This is a genomic window from Pseudoxanthomonas daejeonensis (assembly GCF_022637495.1).
Classification (GTDB): domain Bacteria; phylum Pseudomonadota; class Gammaproteobacteria; order Xanthomonadales; family Xanthomonadaceae; genus Pseudoxanthomonas; species Pseudoxanthomonas daejeonensis.
In genome coordinates this window covers 1,194,019-1,212,422 of sequence record NZ_CP093331.1, presented here as the reverse complement: position 1 = coordinate 1,212,422, position 18,404 = coordinate 1,194,019, and the positions used below count along the sequence as shown (strand labels likewise).

At 68.9% G+C, this 18,404-nt stretch carries 16 protein-coding genes; 9 read left to right on the top strand and 7 right to left on the bottom strand.

The genetic code is table 11. The features are described from left to right. The first annotated feature begins 24 nt into the window (after nt 1-24). Nucleotides 25-1,263: a tyrosine--tRNA ligase gene (gene tyrS / locus MNQ95_RS05525; RefSeq protein WP_241954042.1), complete on the top strand. Its 1,239-nt coding sequence runs from the start codon at nt 25-27 to the stop codon at nt 1,261-1,263. A gap of 288 nt (nt 1,264-1,551) precedes the next feature. Here the strand turns inward: tyrS and MNQ95_RS05520 are convergent, their stop codons facing one another. The 6 genes from MNQ95_RS05520 to MNQ95_RS05495 form a co-directional block, all read right to left on the bottom strand. Next, complete coding sequence (locus tag MNQ95_RS05520) at nt 1,552-2,703, bottom strand: GGDEF domain-containing protein (RefSeq protein WP_162408021.1); 1,152 nt, start codon at nt 2,701-2,703, stop codon at nt 1,552-1,554. Nucleotides 2,704-2,884: 181 nt separating this feature from the next. Beyond that, nucleotides 2,885-6,127 carry a bifunctional proline dehydrogenase/L-glutamate gamma-semialdehyde dehydrogenase PutA gene (gene putA / locus MNQ95_RS05515; RefSeq protein ID WP_241954041.1) on the bottom strand — a complete coding sequence of 1,081 codons (3,243 nt, stop codon included), beginning with the start codon at nt 6,125-6,127 and terminating at the stop codon, nt 2,885-2,887. Nucleotides 6,128-6,301: 174 nt separating this feature from the next. Next, entirely contained in the window at nt 6,302-7,000 is a 699-nt protein-coding gene (locus MNQ95_RS05510; protein WP_241954368.1) for an AraC family transcriptional regulator, read from the bottom strand. Nucleotides 7,001-7,173: 173 nt separating this feature from the next. Continuing rightward, complete coding sequence (locus MNQ95_RS05505; RefSeq protein WP_241954040.1) at nt 7,174-9,276, bottom strand: TonB-dependent receptor plug domain-containing protein; 2,103 nt, start codon at nt 9,274-9,276, stop codon at nt 7,174-7,176. 244 nt (nt 9,277-9,520) lie between these two features. Then, the gene (locus tag MNQ95_RS05500) at nt 9,521-10,975 is read right to left on the bottom strand and encodes a M23/M56 family metallopeptidase (protein ID WP_241954039.1); all 1,455 of its coding nucleotides are present in this window, start codon (nt 10,973-10,975) and stop codon (nt 9,521-9,523) included. After that, complete coding sequence (locus MNQ95_RS05495) at nt 10,972-11,358, bottom strand: BlaI/MecI/CopY family transcriptional regulator (RefSeq protein ID WP_241954038.1); 387 nt, start codon at nt 11,356-11,358, stop codon at nt 10,972-10,974. Before MNQ95_RS05495 ends, MNQ95_RS05500 begins: the two co-directional genes overlap by 4 nt. A gap of 421 nt (nt 11,359-11,779) precedes the next feature. Here MNQ95_RS05495 and MNQ95_RS05490 point away from each other — a divergent pair, with 421 nt between their 5' ends. From MNQ95_RS05490 to MNQ95_RS05465, 6 genes are all read left to right on the top strand, one after another. After that, nucleotides 11,780-12,262, top strand: a complete 483-nt coding sequence (locus tag MNQ95_RS05490) for a DUF2244 domain-containing protein (protein ID WP_162408016.1) — start codon at nt 11,780-11,782, stop codon at nt 12,260-12,262. Nucleotides 12,263-12,281: 19 nt separating this feature from the next. Next, nucleotides 12,282-13,232: a cytochrome c oxidase subunit II gene (coxB, locus tag MNQ95_RS05485; RefSeq protein WP_241954037.1), complete on the top strand. Its 951-nt coding sequence runs from the start codon at nt 12,282-12,284 to the stop codon at nt 13,230-13,232. 77 nt (nt 13,233-13,309) lie between these two features. Then, complete coding sequence (gene ctaD, locus MNQ95_RS05480) at nt 13,310-14,923, top strand: cytochrome c oxidase subunit I (protein WP_162408014.1); 1,614 nt, start codon at nt 13,310-13,312, stop codon at nt 14,921-14,923. A gap of 100 nt (nt 14,924-15,023) precedes the next feature. Continuing rightward, nucleotides 15,024-15,161, top strand: a complete 138-nt coding sequence (locus MNQ95_RS05475; protein ID WP_202922800.1) for a hypothetical protein — start codon at nt 15,024-15,026, stop codon at nt 15,159-15,161. Then, the gene (locus MNQ95_RS05470; protein ID WP_162408013.1) at nt 15,158-15,760 is read left to right on the top strand and encodes a cytochrome c oxidase assembly protein; all 603 of its coding nucleotides are present in this window, start codon (nt 15,158-15,160) and stop codon (nt 15,758-15,760) included. The genes MNQ95_RS05475 and MNQ95_RS05470 overlap by 4 nt, the downstream gene beginning before the upstream one ends. 20 nt (nt 15,761-15,780) lie before the next feature. Then, nucleotides 15,781-16,650: a cytochrome c oxidase subunit 3 gene (locus tag MNQ95_RS05465; protein ID WP_241954036.1), complete on the top strand. Its 870-nt coding sequence runs from the start codon at nt 15,781-15,783 to the stop codon at nt 16,648-16,650. Between the two features lie 118 nt (nt 16,651-16,768). On the opposite strand, the gene MNQ95_RS05460 is transcribed toward MNQ95_RS05465, so the two are convergent. Further along, the gene (locus tag MNQ95_RS05460) at nt 16,769-16,987 is read right to left on the bottom strand and encodes a twin transmembrane helix small protein (RefSeq protein WP_162408011.1); all 219 of its coding nucleotides are present in this window, start codon (nt 16,985-16,987) and stop codon (nt 16,769-16,771) included. Between the two features lie 66 nt (nt 16,988-17,053). On the opposite strand from MNQ95_RS05460, the gene MNQ95_RS05455 reads away from it, so the two are divergent. Next, nucleotides 17,054-17,779 (top strand): SURF1 family protein, encoded by a 726-nt coding sequence (locus MNQ95_RS05455; protein ID WP_241954035.1) that lies wholly within the window; start codon nt 17,054-17,056, stop codon nt 17,777-17,779. Between the two features lie 49 nt (nt 17,780-17,828). Further along, a complete protein-coding gene (locus tag MNQ95_RS05450) occupies nt 17,829-18,401 on the top strand; it encodes a hypothetical protein (RefSeq protein WP_241954034.1) in 573 nt (190 codons plus the stop codon). Nucleotides 18,402-18,404: the final 3 nt, after the last annotated feature.

Below are 18,404 nucleotides of genomic sequence, written 5' to 3'. Positions count from 1 at the left end.
ATCGCCAGAACTGTGGAGCCGGTCGTGTTTTCCGAGCAGAAGTCCGTTGAAGAGTCCCTAGCCCTGCTCGGTCGCGGTGCCGACGAGATCCTCAAGCGCGAGGAGCTGGCGGAGCGCCTCGCCGCCTCGATGAAGGCCGGGGGCCGCCCGCTGCGGGTCAAGGCCGGCTTCGACCCGACCGCGCCGGACCTGCATATCGGCCACACCGTCCTGCTGAACAAGATGCGCCAGTTCCAGGACCTGGGGCACCAGGTGATCTTCCTGATCGGCGACTTCACCGGGATGATCGGCGACCCGACCGGCAAGAACGTCACCCGCAAGCCGCTGACCCGCGAGGACGTGCTGGCCAATGCCCGCACCTACGAGGAGCAGGTGTTCAAGGTGCTGGACCGCGAGCGCACCGAAGTGCGCTTCAACAGCGAGTGGTTCGGGAAGATGCCGGCGGCCGACATGATCCGCCTGGCCGGCCAGCACACGGTGGCGCGCATGCTCGAGCGCGACGACTTCGCCAAGCGCTACGCGGCGCAGCAGTCGATCGCCATCCATGAATTCCTCTACCCGCTGGTGCAGGGCTACGACTCGGTGGCGCTGGAGGCGGACGTGGAGCTGGGCGGCACCGACCAGAAGTTCAACCTGCTGATGGGCCGTGGCCTGCAGGAGCACCACGGGCAGAAGCCGCAGATCGTGCTGACCATGCCGTTGCTGGAAGGCCTGGATGGCGTCAACAAGATGAGCAAGTCGCTGGGCAACTACATCGGCATCAGCGAGCCGGCGATCGACATCGTGACCAAGACGATGAAGATCGGCGACGACCTGACCTGGCGCTGGATCGACCTGCTCAGCTTCGACATCTCGGTGGCCGAGGCGGCGAAGCTGCGCGCGGACGTCGAGTCCGGCGCGTTGAACCCGCGCGAGGTCAAGCTGCGCCTGGCACGCGAGCTGGCTACGCGTTTCCACGATGCCGCCGCCGCCGAGCAGGCCATCGCCGGCTGGCATGCGGTGGTCACCGGACAGGGCGATACTTCATCCCTGCCGCTGCAGGACGTGCTGGTGCCGGCCGAAGGTATCCGCATCGCCGCGCTGCTCACCGCCGCCGGGATCACCCCGTCCAACTCGGAGGCCAACCGCAAGCTCAAGGAGCGCGCGGTCAAGGTCGAGGGCGTGGTGGTCGAGGACGCGACCCAGTCGTTCGCGCCCGGTTTCGAAGGCGTGCTGCAGGTCGGCAAGCGCAACTTCGCGCGGGTGAGGCTGGTCGCCGGCTGAAGCGGCCGACGCATTGCTCCGCTTCTGTAGGAGCGGGCATGACCGCGACACCGACGCCGTCGGCATGATCGACGTTTGAAGGCGCCCCGGTCCGTCGATGCCTTCTCCCTCGCGCCTGCAAGTGGTGCACGGCCGTCATGTTGGATGACGTAGTAACGGCCGGAGCATTGGTGGACGAAGGTGTCGCATCTACCGACGGCGTCGGTGTCGCGGTCATGCCCGCTCCTACAAAGAGAGGCGAGTCGGCGCAACCCTGTGGGAAGCGGTGGAACTGGCGCCTGCACGCCGTTACAGCGTGTGCGTCACCACGCAGTCGCGGCCGGCACGCTTGGCGGTATAGAGCGCCTCGTCGGCGCCGCGCATCAGCATCGACAGCGGCATCGACCGGTTCGACATGGCCACGCCCAGGCTGCTGGTGACCCGCACCGGTGGCGCCGGCGGATCCAGGCGCATGGTCGACAGCGAGACGCGGATGCGCTCGGCCAGGTGGTGCGCGTTATGCGCGTCCGGGCCGGTCACCACGATCACGAACTCCTCGCCCCCGGTGCGCGCGAACACGTCGTGCTCGCGGGTCTGGCTGCGGATCGTGTCGCTGAGCTTCTGCAGCACCAGGTCGCCGATCTCGTGCCCGTAGCGGTCGTTGACCCGCTTGAAGTGGTCCAGGTCCAGCGCGATCACCGCCAGGTGGCCCTCGCGGGTCAGCCGTTCCAGGTCCGGGTCGAGCCGGGCGAACAGTCCGCGCCGGTTGAGCGTGCCGGTGAGCGGATCGAGCATCGCGGTCTGCCGCAAGGATTCGGCGGCGCGGAAGCTGGTCAGCATCAGCATGCAGAAGTTGATCAGGTACCACGTCGACAGGTCGACATTGACCCAGGCGTCGTTGGGGCCGTAGCGGCCGGTGAAGGCATGCAACAGGTCGCGGCCATAGAGGAAGGCCAGCACCATGCAGCCCAGCATCACCAGTCGCGCCGGCACGCGCAGCGGCGGGGTGTCGAGCTGGCGCAGCTGCCACAGCATCACCGCCAGCATGGCCAGTTCGGCCAGGCTCATCGCCGCGCCCTGGCCGTCGATCGCGTCGCCGGCCAGCCAGGCCAGCAAAGAAAGGGCGACGAATGCCGGCACCAGCATCCATTCCGTGCGCCGCAGCGGGCGTTGCTGGACGAACTTGATGGTCGCGCCCGCAAGCACGGCCAGGCCGCCGCAGGCGAGGATGCCGCCGATGGCCGCGACCACCACGGTCGCGGTCGCCGAACCGGCGCGCTCCAGCCCGGTGGCGGTGCCGTCGAGCATCGCCGCACCCAGCGAATAGATGAAATGCCCCGCGCCCCACGACGCGATGCCGCGCACCCCGCGCGAAACCCTCGACACGTACCAGAACAGGCCCAGCAGGATCAGTGCCAGCGCGCAGTCGGTCAGCAGAAGGTTGTAGAAATCGGTAGTCATCCGCCTCCCTGTCCCCGCCGCGGACGCCGCCGGCCCGCCTCCGATGTGCCCCGCTTCCATCGGGACGACCCAAGCGTCGCCGATGCGTTGCGGGCAGGCAAGCCCCTGAAGTCACCCGCGCGCGCAAACAGGAAGGGGCGCATCGAGCGCCCCTTCCTCCGTCACTCGCGTTCAGCTGCGATCAGTCGCCCAGGGTCAGCAGCGAAGCGTTGCCACCGGCGGCGGTGGTGTTGACGGTCACGGTCTTCTCGGTGGCGAAGCGCGGCAGGTAGTGCGGGCCGCCGGCCTTGGGGCCGGTGCCCGAGAGGCCCTGGCCGCCGAAGGGCTGCACGCCGACCACCGCGCCGATCTGGTTGCGGTTGACGTAGACGTTGCCGACCTTCACCCGCGACACGATCCGGTCCACGGTCTCGTCGATGCGCGAATGGATGCCCAGGGTCAGGCCGTAGCCGGTGGCGTTGACCTGCTCGATCACCGCGTCCAGGTGCTCGGCCTTCCAGCGCAGCACGTGCAGCACCGGACCGAACACCTCGCTTCGCAGCTGCGAAAGCGACTGCAGTTCGTAGGCGCGCGGGGCGAAGAACGTGCCCTGCGCGGCGCCGGCGTCCACCGGGACGGTGGCGATGTGCCGGGCCTCGCGGTCCATGCGCTGGGCATGGGCCTGCAGCAGCTCCAGTGCGTCGGCATCGATCACCGGGCCGACGTCGGTGGCCAGCAGGCCGGGGTCGCCGACCTTCAGTTCGGCCATCGCGCCGGCGAGCATCGTCATCACCTTGTCGGCGATGTCGTCCTGCACGAACAGCACGCGCGCGGCCGAGCAGCGCTGGCCGGCGGAGGTGAAGGCGGAACCGATCGCATCCTTGACCAGCTGTTCGGGCAGTGCGGAGGAGTCGGCGATGAGCGCGTTCTGGCCGCCGGTCTCGGCGATCAGCACCGCGATGGGCGCCTCGTCGCGCGCGGCCAGCGCGCGGTTGATCGCGCGTGCTGTGTCGGTGGAACCGGTGAAGGCCACGCCGGCCACGCGCGCGTCGGCGGTCAGCGCCGCACCGACGGTGGCGCCGTCGCCGGGCACGAACTGCAGGACCTGTTCGGGAACGCCGGCTTCGTGCAGCAGCTTCACCGCCGCATGCCCGATGAGGTTGGTCTGTTCGGCCGGCTTGGCGATCACGCTGTTGCCGGCGGCCAGCGCTGCGGCGACCTGGCCCAGGAAGATCGCCAGCGGGAAGTTCCACGGGCTGATGCAGACGAACACGCCGCGGCCTTGCAGCTGCAGCACGTTGGATTCGCCGGTCGGCCCGGGCAGCTGCTCGGGTGCGCCGAACTGGCGGCGCGCCTGGCCGGCGTAGTAGCGCAGGAAGTCGACCGCCTCGCGCACTTCGGCGACCGAGTCGGGCAGGGTCTTGCCGGCTTCGCGCACGCACAGCGCCATGAACTCCGGCATGCGCTGCTCGAGCAGGGTGGCGGCGTGCTCGAGGATCGCGGCGCGGCTGGCGGCGGGGGTGAGGTCCCAGGCCGGCTGCGCGGACACGGCATTGGCCAGCGCGCGCTGCACGGTGGCGGCATCGGCCGGCTGCCAGTGGCCCACGACCTGGTGGCGGTCGGCTGGACTGGTGACCGCGAGGCTTTCGCTGCTGGCCTGCGCGGCGCCCGGCACCAGCGGTGCGGCGCGCCAGGGGCCGGCATGTTCGCCGAGGCGCGCGGCCAGCGTCTTCAGTTCGTTGTCGTCGGCGAAGTTGGCGCCCATGGAGTTGTTCCTGTCGAAGCCTTGCTGGATGAAGAGATCGCGCGGCAAGGGGATGCGCGGATGGGCGATGGAGGAGCCGCCTGAATCGAAGCCGGCCACCGCGGCGACCGGGTCCTGGATCAGTTCGGCCACCGGCACGTCCTCGTCGGTGATCCGGTTGACGAAGCTGGAGTTGGCGCCGTTCTCGAGCAGGCGGCGCACCAGGTACGGCAGCAGGTCCTCGTGGCTGCCCACCGGCGCGTACACGCGGCACGGCACGCCGAGGCGGTCGGCCGGCACCACTTCGGCATACAGGTCGTCGCCCATGCCGTGCAGCTTCTGGTGCTCGTACGGCCGGCCCTTCGCGGTCGCCCTGATCGCCGCGATGGTCTGCGCGTTGTGCGTGGCGAACATCGGGTACAAGGCGTCGCCATGGACGAACATGCGCCGGGCCGTCGCCAGGTAGGACACGTCGGTGTTCTGCTTGCGGGTGAACACCGGGTAGCCGGCCTGGCCCTCGACCTGGGCGCGCTTGATCTCCGCGTCCCAGTACGCGCCCTTGACCAGGCGCACCGGGATGCGGCGGCCGACGCGGCGGGCCAGGTCGGCGAGGAAGTCGATCACGAACGGCGCGCGCTTCTGGTACGCCTGCACCGCCAGGCCGTAGCCTTCCCAGCCATCGAGGGACGGATCGGAGAAGGTCGCCTCGATCAGGTCCAGCGACAGCTCCAGGCGGTCGCTTTCCTCGGCATCGACCGTGTAGCCGATGCCATAGCCCTTCGCCAGGTGCGCCAGTTCCAGCACCGCCGGTGCGAGCTCGGCCATGACCCGCTCGCGCTTGGCGTGTTCGTAGCGCGGGAACAGCGCGGAAAGCTTGATCGAAATGCTGGGCGCGGCGAACACGTCGCCAGCGGCATGGTTGCCGCTGCGCCCGATCGCGTGGATCGCGTCGCGGTACGCCTGCAGGTAGCGCTGCGCGTCCTTCATTGTCAGCGCGCCTTCGCCGAGCATGTCGAACGAATAGCGGTAGGCGGCGTTGTCGCCTTTCTTCGAACGCGACAGCGCTTCGGAGATCGTGCGGCCCATGACGAACTGATGGCCCATGATCCGCATCGCCTGGCGCACGGCCAGGCGCACCACCGGCTCGCCGACGCGGCCGACCAGGCGCTTGAACGCGCCGGGCACGTCGTGGCGGGTGAGGTCGTTGAGGTTGACCAGCCTGCCGGTGAGCATCAGCCCCCAGGTCGAGGCGTTGACCAGCACCGATTCGCTCTGGCCCAGGTGCTTTTCCCAGTCGGCGTCGCCGAGCTTGTCGCGGATCAGCTTGTCGGCGGTTTCCTGGTCGGGGATGCGCAGCAGGGCTTCGGCCACGCACATCAGCAGCACGCCTTCCTCGCTGCCCAGGTCGTACTGGCGCATGAAGGCTTCGATCGCGCCCTGGTCCTGGGCGCGGGCGCGCACGCGGCGGACCAGGTCGGCGGCCAGCGCGTCGATCTCGTCCTGTGCCAGCGCGTCCTGCCGGGCCTGCACCAGCAGCTCGCGGACGTGGGTGTCCTCGTCGCGCAGCCAAGCCGCGGTGATCGCGACGCGCAGCGGCGATGGCGTGGCGGCGCTGCCGGTGGCGACGACCGGGATCGGCGCATCGGCAGCGGGGGCGTCGGTGGGCGGCGTGCAGGATGGGGGCGTGGCTTGGGCGGTCATGGCGGGTATCGGCAGGAGGACGAACGCCGCCGGCATCCGGCTTCGGACGGGCGCAGTGGCGACGGGCCCGGGCGGGCGCGGGAAGCGGCCATGATGGCGCCGCCGGCCGCGGCTGGCTTGACGGATTCCGGCGCGATGGCCGCCCGGGCCGGCACAAACCGCCCCGCGGCAGGCTCAGGGCTGGCGCAGCGCCCGGTATTCGCTCGGGGTCATTCCCACCAGGGCCACGAAGCGGCGGGTGAACGCGCTCTGGTCGCCGAAGCCGCAGGCCTGGGCGATCGAAGCGATGCTGCCCGGGCCGTGCAGGCGATGCATCGCCGCCTGGATCCGGATCCGGCTCAGCAGCTGCAGCGGCGTGAGCTGGAACACTTTCTGGAAGGTGCGTTCAAGCTTGGAAGCCGAGAAGCCGGTGATCGCCAGCAGGTCGTGGATGCGGATGTTCCCGGCGTAATGCCGGTTCATGTGGACGAGGGCTTCCCGCAGCGACTGGTAGTCGGCTGCCAGGCCCTCGCGGCTGGCCAGGTCGCGGGAGATGCCGACCAGGCCGGCCACCTGCCCGTCCACCAGCAAGGGCCGCTTGCAGGTCAGGCACCAGCCCGGCTCCTGGTCGGGGAACAGCTGCAGTTCCAGCAGGTTGTCGATCACCGCGCCTTCCAGCACCTGCTGGTCCTGGAGGCCATAAGTCACGCCCAGGCCGCCGGGGTACAGCTCGATGGCGCGGCGGCCGATGATCTCGCGCCGCGAACGCAGGCCCAGCCGGCGCAGCATGGTCGCGTTGACGTGGGTGTAGCGGCCCTCGCGGTCCTTGATGAAGAACAGCACGTCCGGGATCGAGTCGAACAGGGCTTCGACCTCGGCGGCATCCACGGCCAGGGGGGTGGGCTTCACGGCGTGACGGGGCGCGCAGGGGTCCGGAGCGGACGGGAGGCGGCCATTCTAGGGCTTGCCGGGCCAGTGCCCCGCTTGCGGACGGGTCAGGACCTGCGGCATGCCCACGCTGCCGCGGGCGTTGGCCGGTTTCGACGTCGGCCTTTGATCGCCGCAGGCTACAGCTGCATCTCCCATTGCAGCCGCACGCCCACCGGCGGGCGGCGCTGCCGGTCGATCCGCTGCAGGCCATCGGCGTCCAGATACCACTGGCCTGTTTCCAGGGTCGGATGCAGGGCGTTGGTGACGGCCAGGCGCAGTTTCGCGCGCCTGGCCGGAGCCCACAGCAGGTACATGTCCAGCTCGCGCCGGTACGCGTCCAGGTTGCCGCGGGAGGCGGTGATCCGCACCGGGCCGCCACTGCGATAGGTGTAGCCCAGGCCGGCGGTCCACTCCGGATCGAACTTCCAATCGGCGCCGAGTGTGGCGCTGAACGGAACCTGCTGGTCTATGCGGTTGTCGGGGCCAGGAACACCGTCGACCCTGGAGCGGTTGAGGGTGGCGTTGAAGCGCAGGTCGATGGCCGGGGCACCGGCATGCAGCTGCGCCAGGCCGGCACGCGCATCCATCTCCAGGCCCCAGGCGCTGGCGTCGCCGCCGTTGGCCGGGAAGGCGACCCAGCGGCCTTCGAGCATCCGCGTTTCAGTGCGGATCACGCCGCGGATCCGGCGCACGTAGCCGCCGACGCTCAGTCGCGCGCCGTCCTTGCCATAACGTTCGTATGCCGCATCCAGGCCGGTGGCCAGTTCCGGTTCCAGTCCGGGATTGCCGCGCACGTCCGGGTTCAACGGGCGATTGTTGGTGGAGGTGTAGGGGCGCGCGCTGAGCGCGGCCAGGGTGGGTGCCTTGAACGTGCGGCTCAGCGCCAGGCGGACCTGGTCCTTGTCGCTGCCGGGCATTTTCCACAGCGACTGCAGTACCGGGGAAAATACACTGGCGCGGTTGCGCACGGCGGCGAAGCCGGTGCCGCCGCTGGTGGTCTCGATGGCCTCCCAGCGCAGCCCCAGGTACATCGACCATTGCGGTGAGAACGCGATGTCGTCCTGGGCATAGGCGGCCAGGCGGCGGATCTGCGAATCGAACGACAGGTCGCTGATGGATCCTTCCTTGCCGGCAACCGGTAGCAGGTGCTGGATCCGGGTTTCGCGGCGCCGGTCCACGCTGGCCTCCCACCCGGTCTGGACCTGGTGCCGACCGGTCTTCGGCAGCGCCCACTTGCCGTTGCTGCCGAGGTTGCGAACATCCATGTCGGCGGTCGTGCTGTCCTCCAGGTTGAGTGAGCCGTCGGCGGCATAGCCCTGTTCGCGGAACTGGTAGTCCTCGCGGTTCCAGGCGGCGTTGGCCTTGGCGGTCAGTGTGCCGGCGCCCGCGAACGGGTGGGTCCAGGTAACGCTGGTGTTGAACTGGGTGTTGTCGATGTCGTTGCCCTGGCGGTAGCGGACGTGGTCCAGCTGCGGGCCGAGCAGCGTTTCCCAGTCCACGTCCCCGGTGCGTTCGAGATGGCTGCTGTCCAGGAAGGCCTGCAGCGCCAGGGTGTCGTCGTTGGCCAGGCGCAGGTCCAGGGTGGGGGCGAGGGTTAGCCCATCGCGCACGCCGATGGAGCGCAGTCGGGTGGTGCGGCGCAGGTTTTCCACGCCGGCAGGATCGTAGCCGCGCTCCAGGCCGGTGTCTTCGTAGAGGAACTCGCGCCGCGCCGCGGTGGCGGTGAGCACATGGCTGCGGCTTTCCTCGCGACGGCTCGAGCGCCAGCTTGCCGATGGCGCCTGCCGACCATCGGCCGTGGCCCAGGCCAGGGTCAGTTGCCTGGCGTCCGTGCGCGCGGTCTGCGCCAGCACGATGTTGATCGTTCCGGCGATGGACTCGCCGCTGAGGTCGGCGGTCGGGGAGCGCAGGATTTCGATGCGCTCGACCATGTCCGGCGTCAGCGAGTCGAAATCGAAGCCGGTGGGTGCGCGCTGTCCGTCGATCAGGACCTGGGTGTAGCCGGCCATGCCGCGCAACGCGATCGCGCCCGAGCGCCCGGGCGTGCCGATGCCGATGGTGACGCCGGGTAGTCGTTTCATGGCCTCGCCCAGGGTGGCGTCGCCCTGCCGGAGCAGTTCTTCGCGGGCGATCACGATGCGGGTCGCGGTGTCGTCGCGGCGGGCGTCGTAGCGTTCACCCTGCACCGATACGCTGTCCAGGTCCGTGGTGGCGGTCGCGTTGGCGGGCGTCGCCGGCACGGAGGGGGCCGGGGCAGGCGCCGAGGTCGCTTGCACCGGAGCGGATTGCGCCTGGGTTGATTGCGCCGAAGCGAGCGGGGTGGCGCACAGCGGGGCGATCGCGATCGCCAGGGGAAGCATGCGGCGGCATGGCATCGGGTCGTGTTCTCCGTGTCGTGGGGTGTTTCGCGCGCGCAGTCGCCCGTCCTGCGGCCAGGAAAGTGGTGCGCCTGAAGAAGGGGTATCTGTGGCGCGGGCTACGCGTTCATCGCAGTCGCGGTTCCGGATCGATCCGCTGCCCGTGCCGCAGCAGCTCCACGTGCACGTGGGGGCCGGTGGTCTCGCCGGTGGTGCCGATGCCGGCGATGCGTTCGCCCGCCTTGACCTGCTGGCCCGGCGTCACGTCGAAGCTGTCCAGGTGGGCATACAGCGTCTGCCAGCCGTGGCCGTGGTCGAGCACGACCACGGTGCCGTAGCGCGGGCCGCCTGGGTATTGCATGGTGGCGGCCACGACGATGCCGTCGGCGGGCGCAAGCACGTCCGTGCCTCGCCGGGCTGCCAGGTCCATGCCGTTGTGCGCTCGCTTGCGGCCGCCGCCGGTGTCCTGGAAATGGCTGCTCACGCGTGCCGAGGGGACAGGGCTGGAGAAAAGCGGCTCGGGCTCGGCCACGGCTACATGGAGGGCGGTACCGACACTGGAACTGGCGACGGGAACGCGCGGGTCCGCCAGCGCGGCCTGCATCGAGGCCAGCAGGCCGCCGACGGCTATCGCCATGGCCGTGAACAGCACGCGTAGACGTAGCGGCAAGGCCCGGTCCGGATCTCCGCCCAGCATGTGCCGCAAGCGCAGCAGGTGATCGTCGATGCGCCGCCCGGCAAACGCCATGGTGGCGTGGCCGCCGGTGTGGTCCATGCGCAACGTGTCGACGTAGGCCGAAGCAAGGTCGCGTCCGGCCGCGGTATCGACCTGCAGCGCCCAGGCGTCGCAGCGCAGTTCGGCCGCCATCTGGACGCGCGCGGCAAGAAGGCGGACGAACGGGTCGAACCAGAGCACGGCGCCGGCCAGCCGCATGCATGCCGCCCGCTGCGGATCGTGGTTCAGCAGATGCGCGGCCTCATGGCGGATGACCATGTGCAGCTGGCGGTCGCTGAAGCGTTCCAGCGCGGTGGCCGGCAGGACGATGACCGGCTGCGGCCAGCTCACCGCAAACGGGCTGACCGTCTGCGCGGTCAGGCGCACACCGATCCCGGCATTCATCAGGCGCCGCACTTCCTCCGCGCAGGCCTGCCCCGGCCAGCGGGTACGGCCCACGGGCGTTGATGCGCGCAACACGCGCCGTACCGCCAGCGCGCCACGCAGTTGGGCGAGCAGGGCGACGCCGACACCGGCTAGGTACAGCGCGGCCAGCAGCAGGGCAGGTTGCGGCAGGGAAAGGGCCGACGTTCTTGCGGCAATCCCGGCATCCACGCCGTCGTCGATCGCCAAAGGCAGGGGCAAGTACGCCGGCAGCGGAACGACCGCAGGAGCCCACAGATCCAGCGCAACCGCGATGATGGCCGGCGCTGCCGCCAGCAGCCACAACCCGAGCCAGTAGTTGCGCGATGCATGGGAGATGCGCAGCCAGCGCTGCAGCCCTACTCCCAGGCCCCAGGCAAGTGCACCGGCCACCAGGCAGCCGAAGACATGGACGATCCAGAAGCTGGAGGCGGGCAGGCTCATGACCGGTCCTCCGCGTCGGGGGCGCGCAACAACGCTTCGAGTTGTTCGATCTCCGTCTCGCTCAGCAGGCGGCTGTCGGCGAACGCCTGCACCGGCAAGGGGCCATCGATCTCCAGCACGCGGCGGGCGAAGTCCGCGCTCAGCGCAGCCAGGGTCGCCACCTTGCCGACCTTGGCCCGGTACACGTTGAGGCCGTGGAGGGATTCCTCCGCCACCAGCCCCTTGTCGACCATGCGTTCGAGGGTCTTGCGGGTGGAGGAGTAGGACCAGTCCAGCGCCGGAGCCACGCTGTTGTGCAGCTCGCGGGCGCTGCAGGCGGTGTGGCGCCAGAGGCATTTCAGCATTTCCAGTTCCGCATTGGACGGGGTCGGCGAACTGCCCATCGAGGAGCTCCGGCGTTTGATTTGTGTCGCAACAATGCGACATGTGTCGCACGTCGTCAAGAGGCGTCCGAATTCCGGGCTAGGCTTCCTGCTGCCCCTCTGTGCGGTCGCGATGAGCCATCGTCTAACGGGTGGGAGAAGGCTGATTGCTCGGCCATGTGATGGATCGTTGGCGGCAGAGGGCGGGCCGGCATCGGTGTCCAGACGTAGCTGGCCTGTGCATTGGCGATGTCACCTTGTCCCGTCCAGAGGCTCGCGTGGCGGTGCTGGAGACGGGGCCACGGACCCGGCATGCGGGCGCTGCGAGTCCCGGCAGTCCCCGCTCCATTAGTTGCTCCGGATCAATGCAAGTTGCCGCTGGGTATGCCCAACGCTTACCATCTTTAGTGTTTTCCGCAGGCGGCAAGCGGCGGTGGGCGACATGATCGAGGTGGTTCCGTCCAGATCCGGCGACGCCGGCGCGCAGCTGCGGCTGCGCCCGCCGCGGGCCCTGACGGCCCGCCAGTTCAGGTCCCTGTTCGCCGCGCTGGCGGGGGCGATGTGGCTGGTGGCCGGGCTTGGCTGGCTGGCCGGCAACGTCTTCGCGCCTGCCTTCGCCCTGCTGCACAGCGCGGGGGTCGCGCTGGCGCTGCGATGGGTGTGGCGCAGCGGGGAGCGGGGCGAGGAGATCGCCATCGGTCCCGGGACGGTGGAAGTCCGTCGCGGGGCCGATGCTGTTTTCAGCGCCCATCCGTACTGGGTGCGGGTGCGCGTGGAGGGGGACGACGGCAGGGTCACGCTGTCGTCCAGCGGCAGACGGGTCGAGGTGGGCGCTTTCCTGGGCCCGGCCGAACGCTCGCAGCTGGCGCGGTGTTTGAACGAATTCCTGGCGGCCGCAGCCCATGGCGATGGCCGCAACCGATGACGCAGACAGGGTCTAGGCAATGATGCAAGCGAAGGGTTGGTGGAAGCGGTTGATCGCGACGGGCGCGCTGTTGGCGTTCCCCGCGCTGGCCTGGGCCCAGTCGGCGGATCCGCACCGCTGGCAGTTGAACATGGGGCGCGGGGTGACCGCTTCCTCGCAGAACGCCTACGAAGCGCACATGATCGTGCTGATCGTGTGCGTGGTCATCGGCGTGATCGTGTTCGGTGCGATGGGCTACGCGATGTTCAAGTTCCGCCGCTCCAAGGGCGCGGTCGCGGCGCAGTTCAGCCACAACACCACCGCCGAGGTGATCTGGACGGTGATCCCGGTCGTGATCCTGATCGCCATGGCCTGGCCGGCGACGGCCAAGCTGATCGCGATGTACGACACCCGCGACGCCGCGATGACCGTGAAGGTCACCGGCTACCAGTGGATGTGGAAGTACGACTACCTGGGCGAGGGCGTGTCGTTCACCAGCCGCCTGGACCGCGAGTCCGACCGCATCCGCCAGAGCGGCGAGCAGCCGACCCTCGAGGCCAACCCGCACTACCTGCTGGACGTGGACAACCGCCTGGTCCTGCCGGTCGACACCAAGGTCCGCTTCGTCATCACCGCCGACGACGTCATCCACGCCTGGTGGGTGCCGGCGCTGGGCTGGAAGCAGGATGCGATCCCCGGCCTGATCAACGAGGCCTGGACCGAGATCAAGACCCCCGGCGTGTATCGCGGCCAGTGCGCCGAGCTGTGCGGCAAGGACCACGGCTTCATGCCGATCGTGGTCGAGGCGGTGTCGAAGGAAGAGTTCGCCCGCTGGCTGGCATCGAAGAAGCCCGCGCCTGCTGCACCGGTCGAGCCTGCCCCGGCACCCGAGGCAGCTCCGGTCGACGCTAGCGCCCCGGCCGATGCCGGCGCCGCTCCCGAAGCCGCCGCGCCGGACGCCGCTCCCGAAGCTGGCGCCGCGCAGGGCTGATCCGCCCGGTCCGACAAGAACAAGGCAACGGCCGCCCGGCGGCCGCCACGCACACGCATTCCAGAGGTAGCAACGCCATGGCCCATTCCGCAGTCGACCACCACGACGACCACCACGGCCACAAGCAGGGGTTCTTCGATCGCTGGTTCTTCTCGACCAACCACAAGGACATCGGCACGCTGTACCTGCTGTTCTCCTTCGTGATGTTCATCATCGGCGCGGGCATGAGCGTGATCATCCGCCTGGAGCTGATGACGCCGGGCCTGCAGCACGTCACCCCCGAATTCTTCAACCAGATGACCACCGTGCACGCGCTGGTCATGATCTTCGGTGGCGTGATGCCGGCCTTCGTCGGCCTGGCCAACTGGATGATCCCGCTGCAGATCGGCGCGCCGGACATGGCGCTGCCGCGCATGAACAACTGGTCCTTCTGGATCATGCCGTTCGCCTTCACCCTGCTTCTGATGACGCTGTTCCTGCCGGGCGGCGCGCCTGCCGGCGGCTGGACGCTGTACCCGCCGCTGTCGCTGCAGGGCGGCTACAACGTGGCGTTCACGATCTTCGCCATCCACATGATGGGCGTCAGCTCGATCATGGGCTCGATCAACATCATCGCCACGGTGCTGAACATGCGCGCGCCGGGCATGGACCTGCTGAAGATGCCGATCTTCTGCTGGACCTGGCTGATCACCGCGTTCCTGCTGATCGCGGTCATGCCGGTGCTGGCGGGCGCGGTGACGATGCTGCTGACCGACAAGTTCTTCGGCACCAGCTTCTTCAACGCCGCCGGTGGCGGCGACCCGGTGATGTTCCAGCACATCTTCTGGTTCTTCGGACACCCCGAGGTCTACATCATGATCCTGCCCGCCTTCGGCGTGGTCAGCGAGATCATCCCGACCTTCAGCCGCAAGCCGCTGTTCGGCTACCAGGCGATGGTCTACGCGACCGCCTCGATCGCGTTCCTGTCGTTCATCGTCTGGGCCCACCACATGTTCACCGTGGGCATGCCACTGGGTGGCGAGATCTACTTCATGTTCGCGACCATGCTGATCGCGGTGCCGACCGGCGTGAAGGTGTTCAACTGGGTCAGCACGATGTGGAAGGGCTCGCTGAGCTTCGAAGCACCGATGCTGTGGTCGGTCGCGTTCGTGATCCTGTTCACCATCGGCGGTTTCTCCGGCCTGATGCTGGCCATTGTCCCAGCGGACTTCCAGTATCACGACACCTACTTCGTGGTGGCGCACTTCCACTACGTGCTGGTCACCGGCGCGGTGTTCGGCCTGATCGCCGCGGTCTACTACTGGTGGCCGAAGTGGACCGGGCGCATGTACAACGAGACCGCTGCCAAGTTCCACTTCTGGTGGACCATGGTGTTCGTCAACGTGCTGTTCTTCCCGCAGCACTTCCTGGGCCTGGCCGGCATGCCGCGCCGTATCCCGGACTACAACGTGGTGTTCGCCGACTGGAACCTGGTCAGCTCGATCGGTGCGTTCGGCATGTTTGCCACCCCGTTCCTGATGGCCGGCATCCTGCTGCACTCTCTGCGCAACGGCGCCAAGGCCGATGCCCGCGCGTGGGAAAGCGCGCGTGGCCTGGAGTGGACCGTGCCGTCGCCGGCGCCGCACCACACCTTCGCCACGCCGCCGGTGATCAAGGATGGCGACCTGGCCCACGGTGACGTGAGTCACTGAGGCGAGTCCTTCGCAAGAGCCCGCACATTCATGTGCGGGTGATCAACCCGAAAGCGCTGGCCTCCGACCGGATGCCGGCACTGAAGAAAAAGCAGCAGCCATGACCGCACCGAGCAACCACAACCAGGACAGCACGCAGCGCCGCAAGGGCGTGGCGCGCACGGCGTGGATCGTGGGCATCATCGCGATCGCGATCTACGTCGGCTTCATCCTGTCCGGCGTGCTGGGCGCGGCATGAGCGAGCCCCGGGCCCAGGCGAAGCGCGGTGCGGGCTGGCTCAAGCTGGCCGGCGTGGCGCTGGCCGCGTTCGCCTTCACCTTCTCGCTGGTGCCGCTGTACCGGATCGCCTGCGAAAAGGTGTTCGGCATCCGCCTCGAGGGCGGCACCGGCCAGGCGCGCGCGGGCACCGCGGCCGTCGCCGGCGAGGCGCGCAAGGCGCGCACCGTCACCGTGCAGTTCGATGGCGGCGTGAACTCGAAGTTGCCCTGGGCGTTCGAGCCCGAGCAGCTGACCATGCAGGTGGTGCCCGGCGAACTGAACGAGGCGATGTACTTCGCCCGCAACGACGGCGACCGGCCCATCGTCGGAAGCGCGGTGCCGTCGGTTGCACCGGCGCGCGCGTCGGGGCACTTCACCAAGACCGAGTGTTTCTGCTTCACCGCGCAGACCCTGCAGCCGGGCGAATCGCGCGACATGCCGGTGCGCTTCATCGTCGACGCCGACCTGCCGGGCGACGTCAAGACGATCACCCTGTCCTACACTTTCTTCAAGAACGACGACCTGACCGCGCGACTTGGCGTGGCACAGGCTTCAAACGCGCCGCATTCGGCGCCCTGACGAGCACGGAACCACACGCCATGGCCCAACCGAACGCGGACCAATATTTCGTACCGACCCACAGCAAGGCGCCGATCATGGCTTCGGTCGCGCTGTTCACGCTGATGCTGGGCGTGGCCACGTGGCTCAACGGCATCACGTGGGGCAAGTGGACGTTCTTCGTCGGCCTGGCCGCGATGCTGGCGGTGCTCTTCTACTGGTTCAGCGAGGTGGTGCGTGAGTCGCTGGCCGGGCATTACAACCGCCAGGTCGACGTCTCGTTCCGGATGGGGATGATCTGGTTCATCTTCTCCGAAGTGATGTTCTTCGCCGCGTTCTTCGGCGCGCTGTTCTATGCCCGCCACCTGGCCCTGCCGTGGCTGGGCGGCGAAGGCGACGGCGTGATGACCAACGCGCTGCTGTGGGACGGCTACACCGCCGCCTGGCCGACCGCCGGCCCGGGCGAGGTCGGTGGCCAGTTCCAGACCATCCCGGCCTGGGGCCTGCCGCTGCTCAACACCCTGATCCTGCTGACCTCGGGCGTGACCCTGACCATCGCCCACCACGCGCTCAAGGCCAACGCCCGCAACCAGGTGCTGCTGTGGCTCGGTCTGACCGTGGTGCTGGGCCTGGCGTTCCTGTTCTTCCAGGTCGAGGAATACATCCACGCCTACAGGGACCTGAACCTGACCCTCGGTTCGGGCATCTACGGTTCGACGTTCTTCATGCTCACCGGCTTCCACGGCGCGCACGTGCTGCTGGGTACGATCATGCTGGCGATCATGTGGCTGCGCGTGGCCAAGGGCCACTTCACTTCCGACAACCATTTCGCCTTCGAAGCAGCCGCGTGGTACTGGCATTTCGTGGACGTGGTCTGGCTGGCGCTGTTCCTGTTCGTCTACGTGCTTTGAGTGCCGCCGGCCCTGGCCGGCAGCCTAAAGCGCGACGCGACAACGACAGGGGCGCCTCCGGGCGTCCCTGCTGTTTTCAGGAAACGGAAAGCGCGGGCTTGCGCCCGCGGGTCGGTGGTCAGCGACCCACGCCGTGCGGCTGGATCACGCCGGTCCAGATGCCCAGGATCACCAGCAGGATCAGCGCGACCGACAGGCCGATGCGGCGGGTCAGCGCGTTGACCGTGCGCTTGCTCTGGCCCCGGTCGACCAGCAGGTAGTACAGGGCCGAACCGAGGTTCCACAGGATGACGATGAGGAACGCCACCACCAGCAGGGTCTTCAGCGAGTCGTTCATGGCGGTGGCCTTGGCGGCAGCAATGCGATGGCCGGCATTATCGCAGGCGCGCACGGGGATGGCGCGATGAGCCGTCGGCGCCTGCCGTTGTGGGCGGGCTGGCTGCTGGCCCTGGCCGTGGCGTGCGCATGCGCGGCGCTGGGCCTGTGGCAGCTGCAGCGCATGCACGCCAAGCAGGCCCTGCTGGAAGCGTCGGCGCAGGTGCTGGATGAACGCCGCGCACAGCCGCTTGAATGGGCCGCCGATCCCTCCAGGACGCGCGCCTACGACTGGGCGGCCGGCGAAGGCCGCTTCCTGCCACTGCCGGCTGTGCTGCTGGACAACCAGAACCGCGACGGGCGCGCGGGCGTGCGGGCCTACCGCGTGTTCCAGCCCTCCGCGGCAGGCGCGACGCCGCTGCTGCTCGAGCTGGGCTGGCTGCCGCTGCCCGGTGACCGTCGGCTCCCCGACGTGCCCGTGCCGGACGCGACGCAGGTGTCAGGGCTGCTGCTGCCGCCGCCGTCCTCGGGCCTGGTCACGCCGGCCATCGCCGCGCAGGCCGACGGTACGCTGTTGGTGGTCGCGCTGGAACCGCAATCGCTCGCCACCGCCCTGAACCTGTCGACGCTGGCGCCGCGCGTGCTGCGGCTGGATCCGGCCCTGTCGCTGGGTTATGCCCGTGACCTGGAGCTGCTGCCCAATACCCTCCCGCCGGAGCGCCACCTCGGCTATGCGGTGCAGTGGTTCGCCCTGGCCGCGGCCGTGCTGGTGATCGCATTGCTGCTCACCGTGCGCGAGCGTCGCCGGCGCTGAACGCACTGGCATGCCGTCGACCTCGCCTCTCGTGCGAAAATCCCACCCCATGACCGTTCTCACTCCCGATGCCGCCCGCACCCGCCGCGGACGCCTGATGCTCATCGCACTGTTCCTCCTGTTCTTCGGCACCGCCTTCGGCGCCATGCTGCTGCGCCTGAGCGGCTGGATGCCGGCCGGCCTGAAGAACCACGGCGAACTGCTGCAGCCTCCGGCCGACCTGCGCAAGGCCGCGCCGCTGCTCGCCGACGGAAGCCGTTACGACTGGAATCCGGAAGCACGTACGTGGCGGATCGTGGTCGCCCCGCCGCCGGCCTGCACGGTCGAGTGCGAGCGCCTGCTCGCCGAACTGGACAAGGTCTGGCAGCTGTTCGGCCACAACGCCGACAAGGTCGAGATCCTGTGGCTGGGTTCGTTGCCCGAAGGTGCGCCGGCGCTGCCGGAACTGCGCCCGTTGCGCGACGACGCGGCGCTGCGCGCGGCACTGCCGCAGCTGGACGATCCGGCCGGTATCCCGCTGTACGTGGTCGATCCGAACGGTTTCGTGATCCTGCGCTATCCGCCGCATGCCGATCCGGTCGGCATGCGCGCCGATATCGCCAAGCTGCTGAAGCTGAAGTGAGGT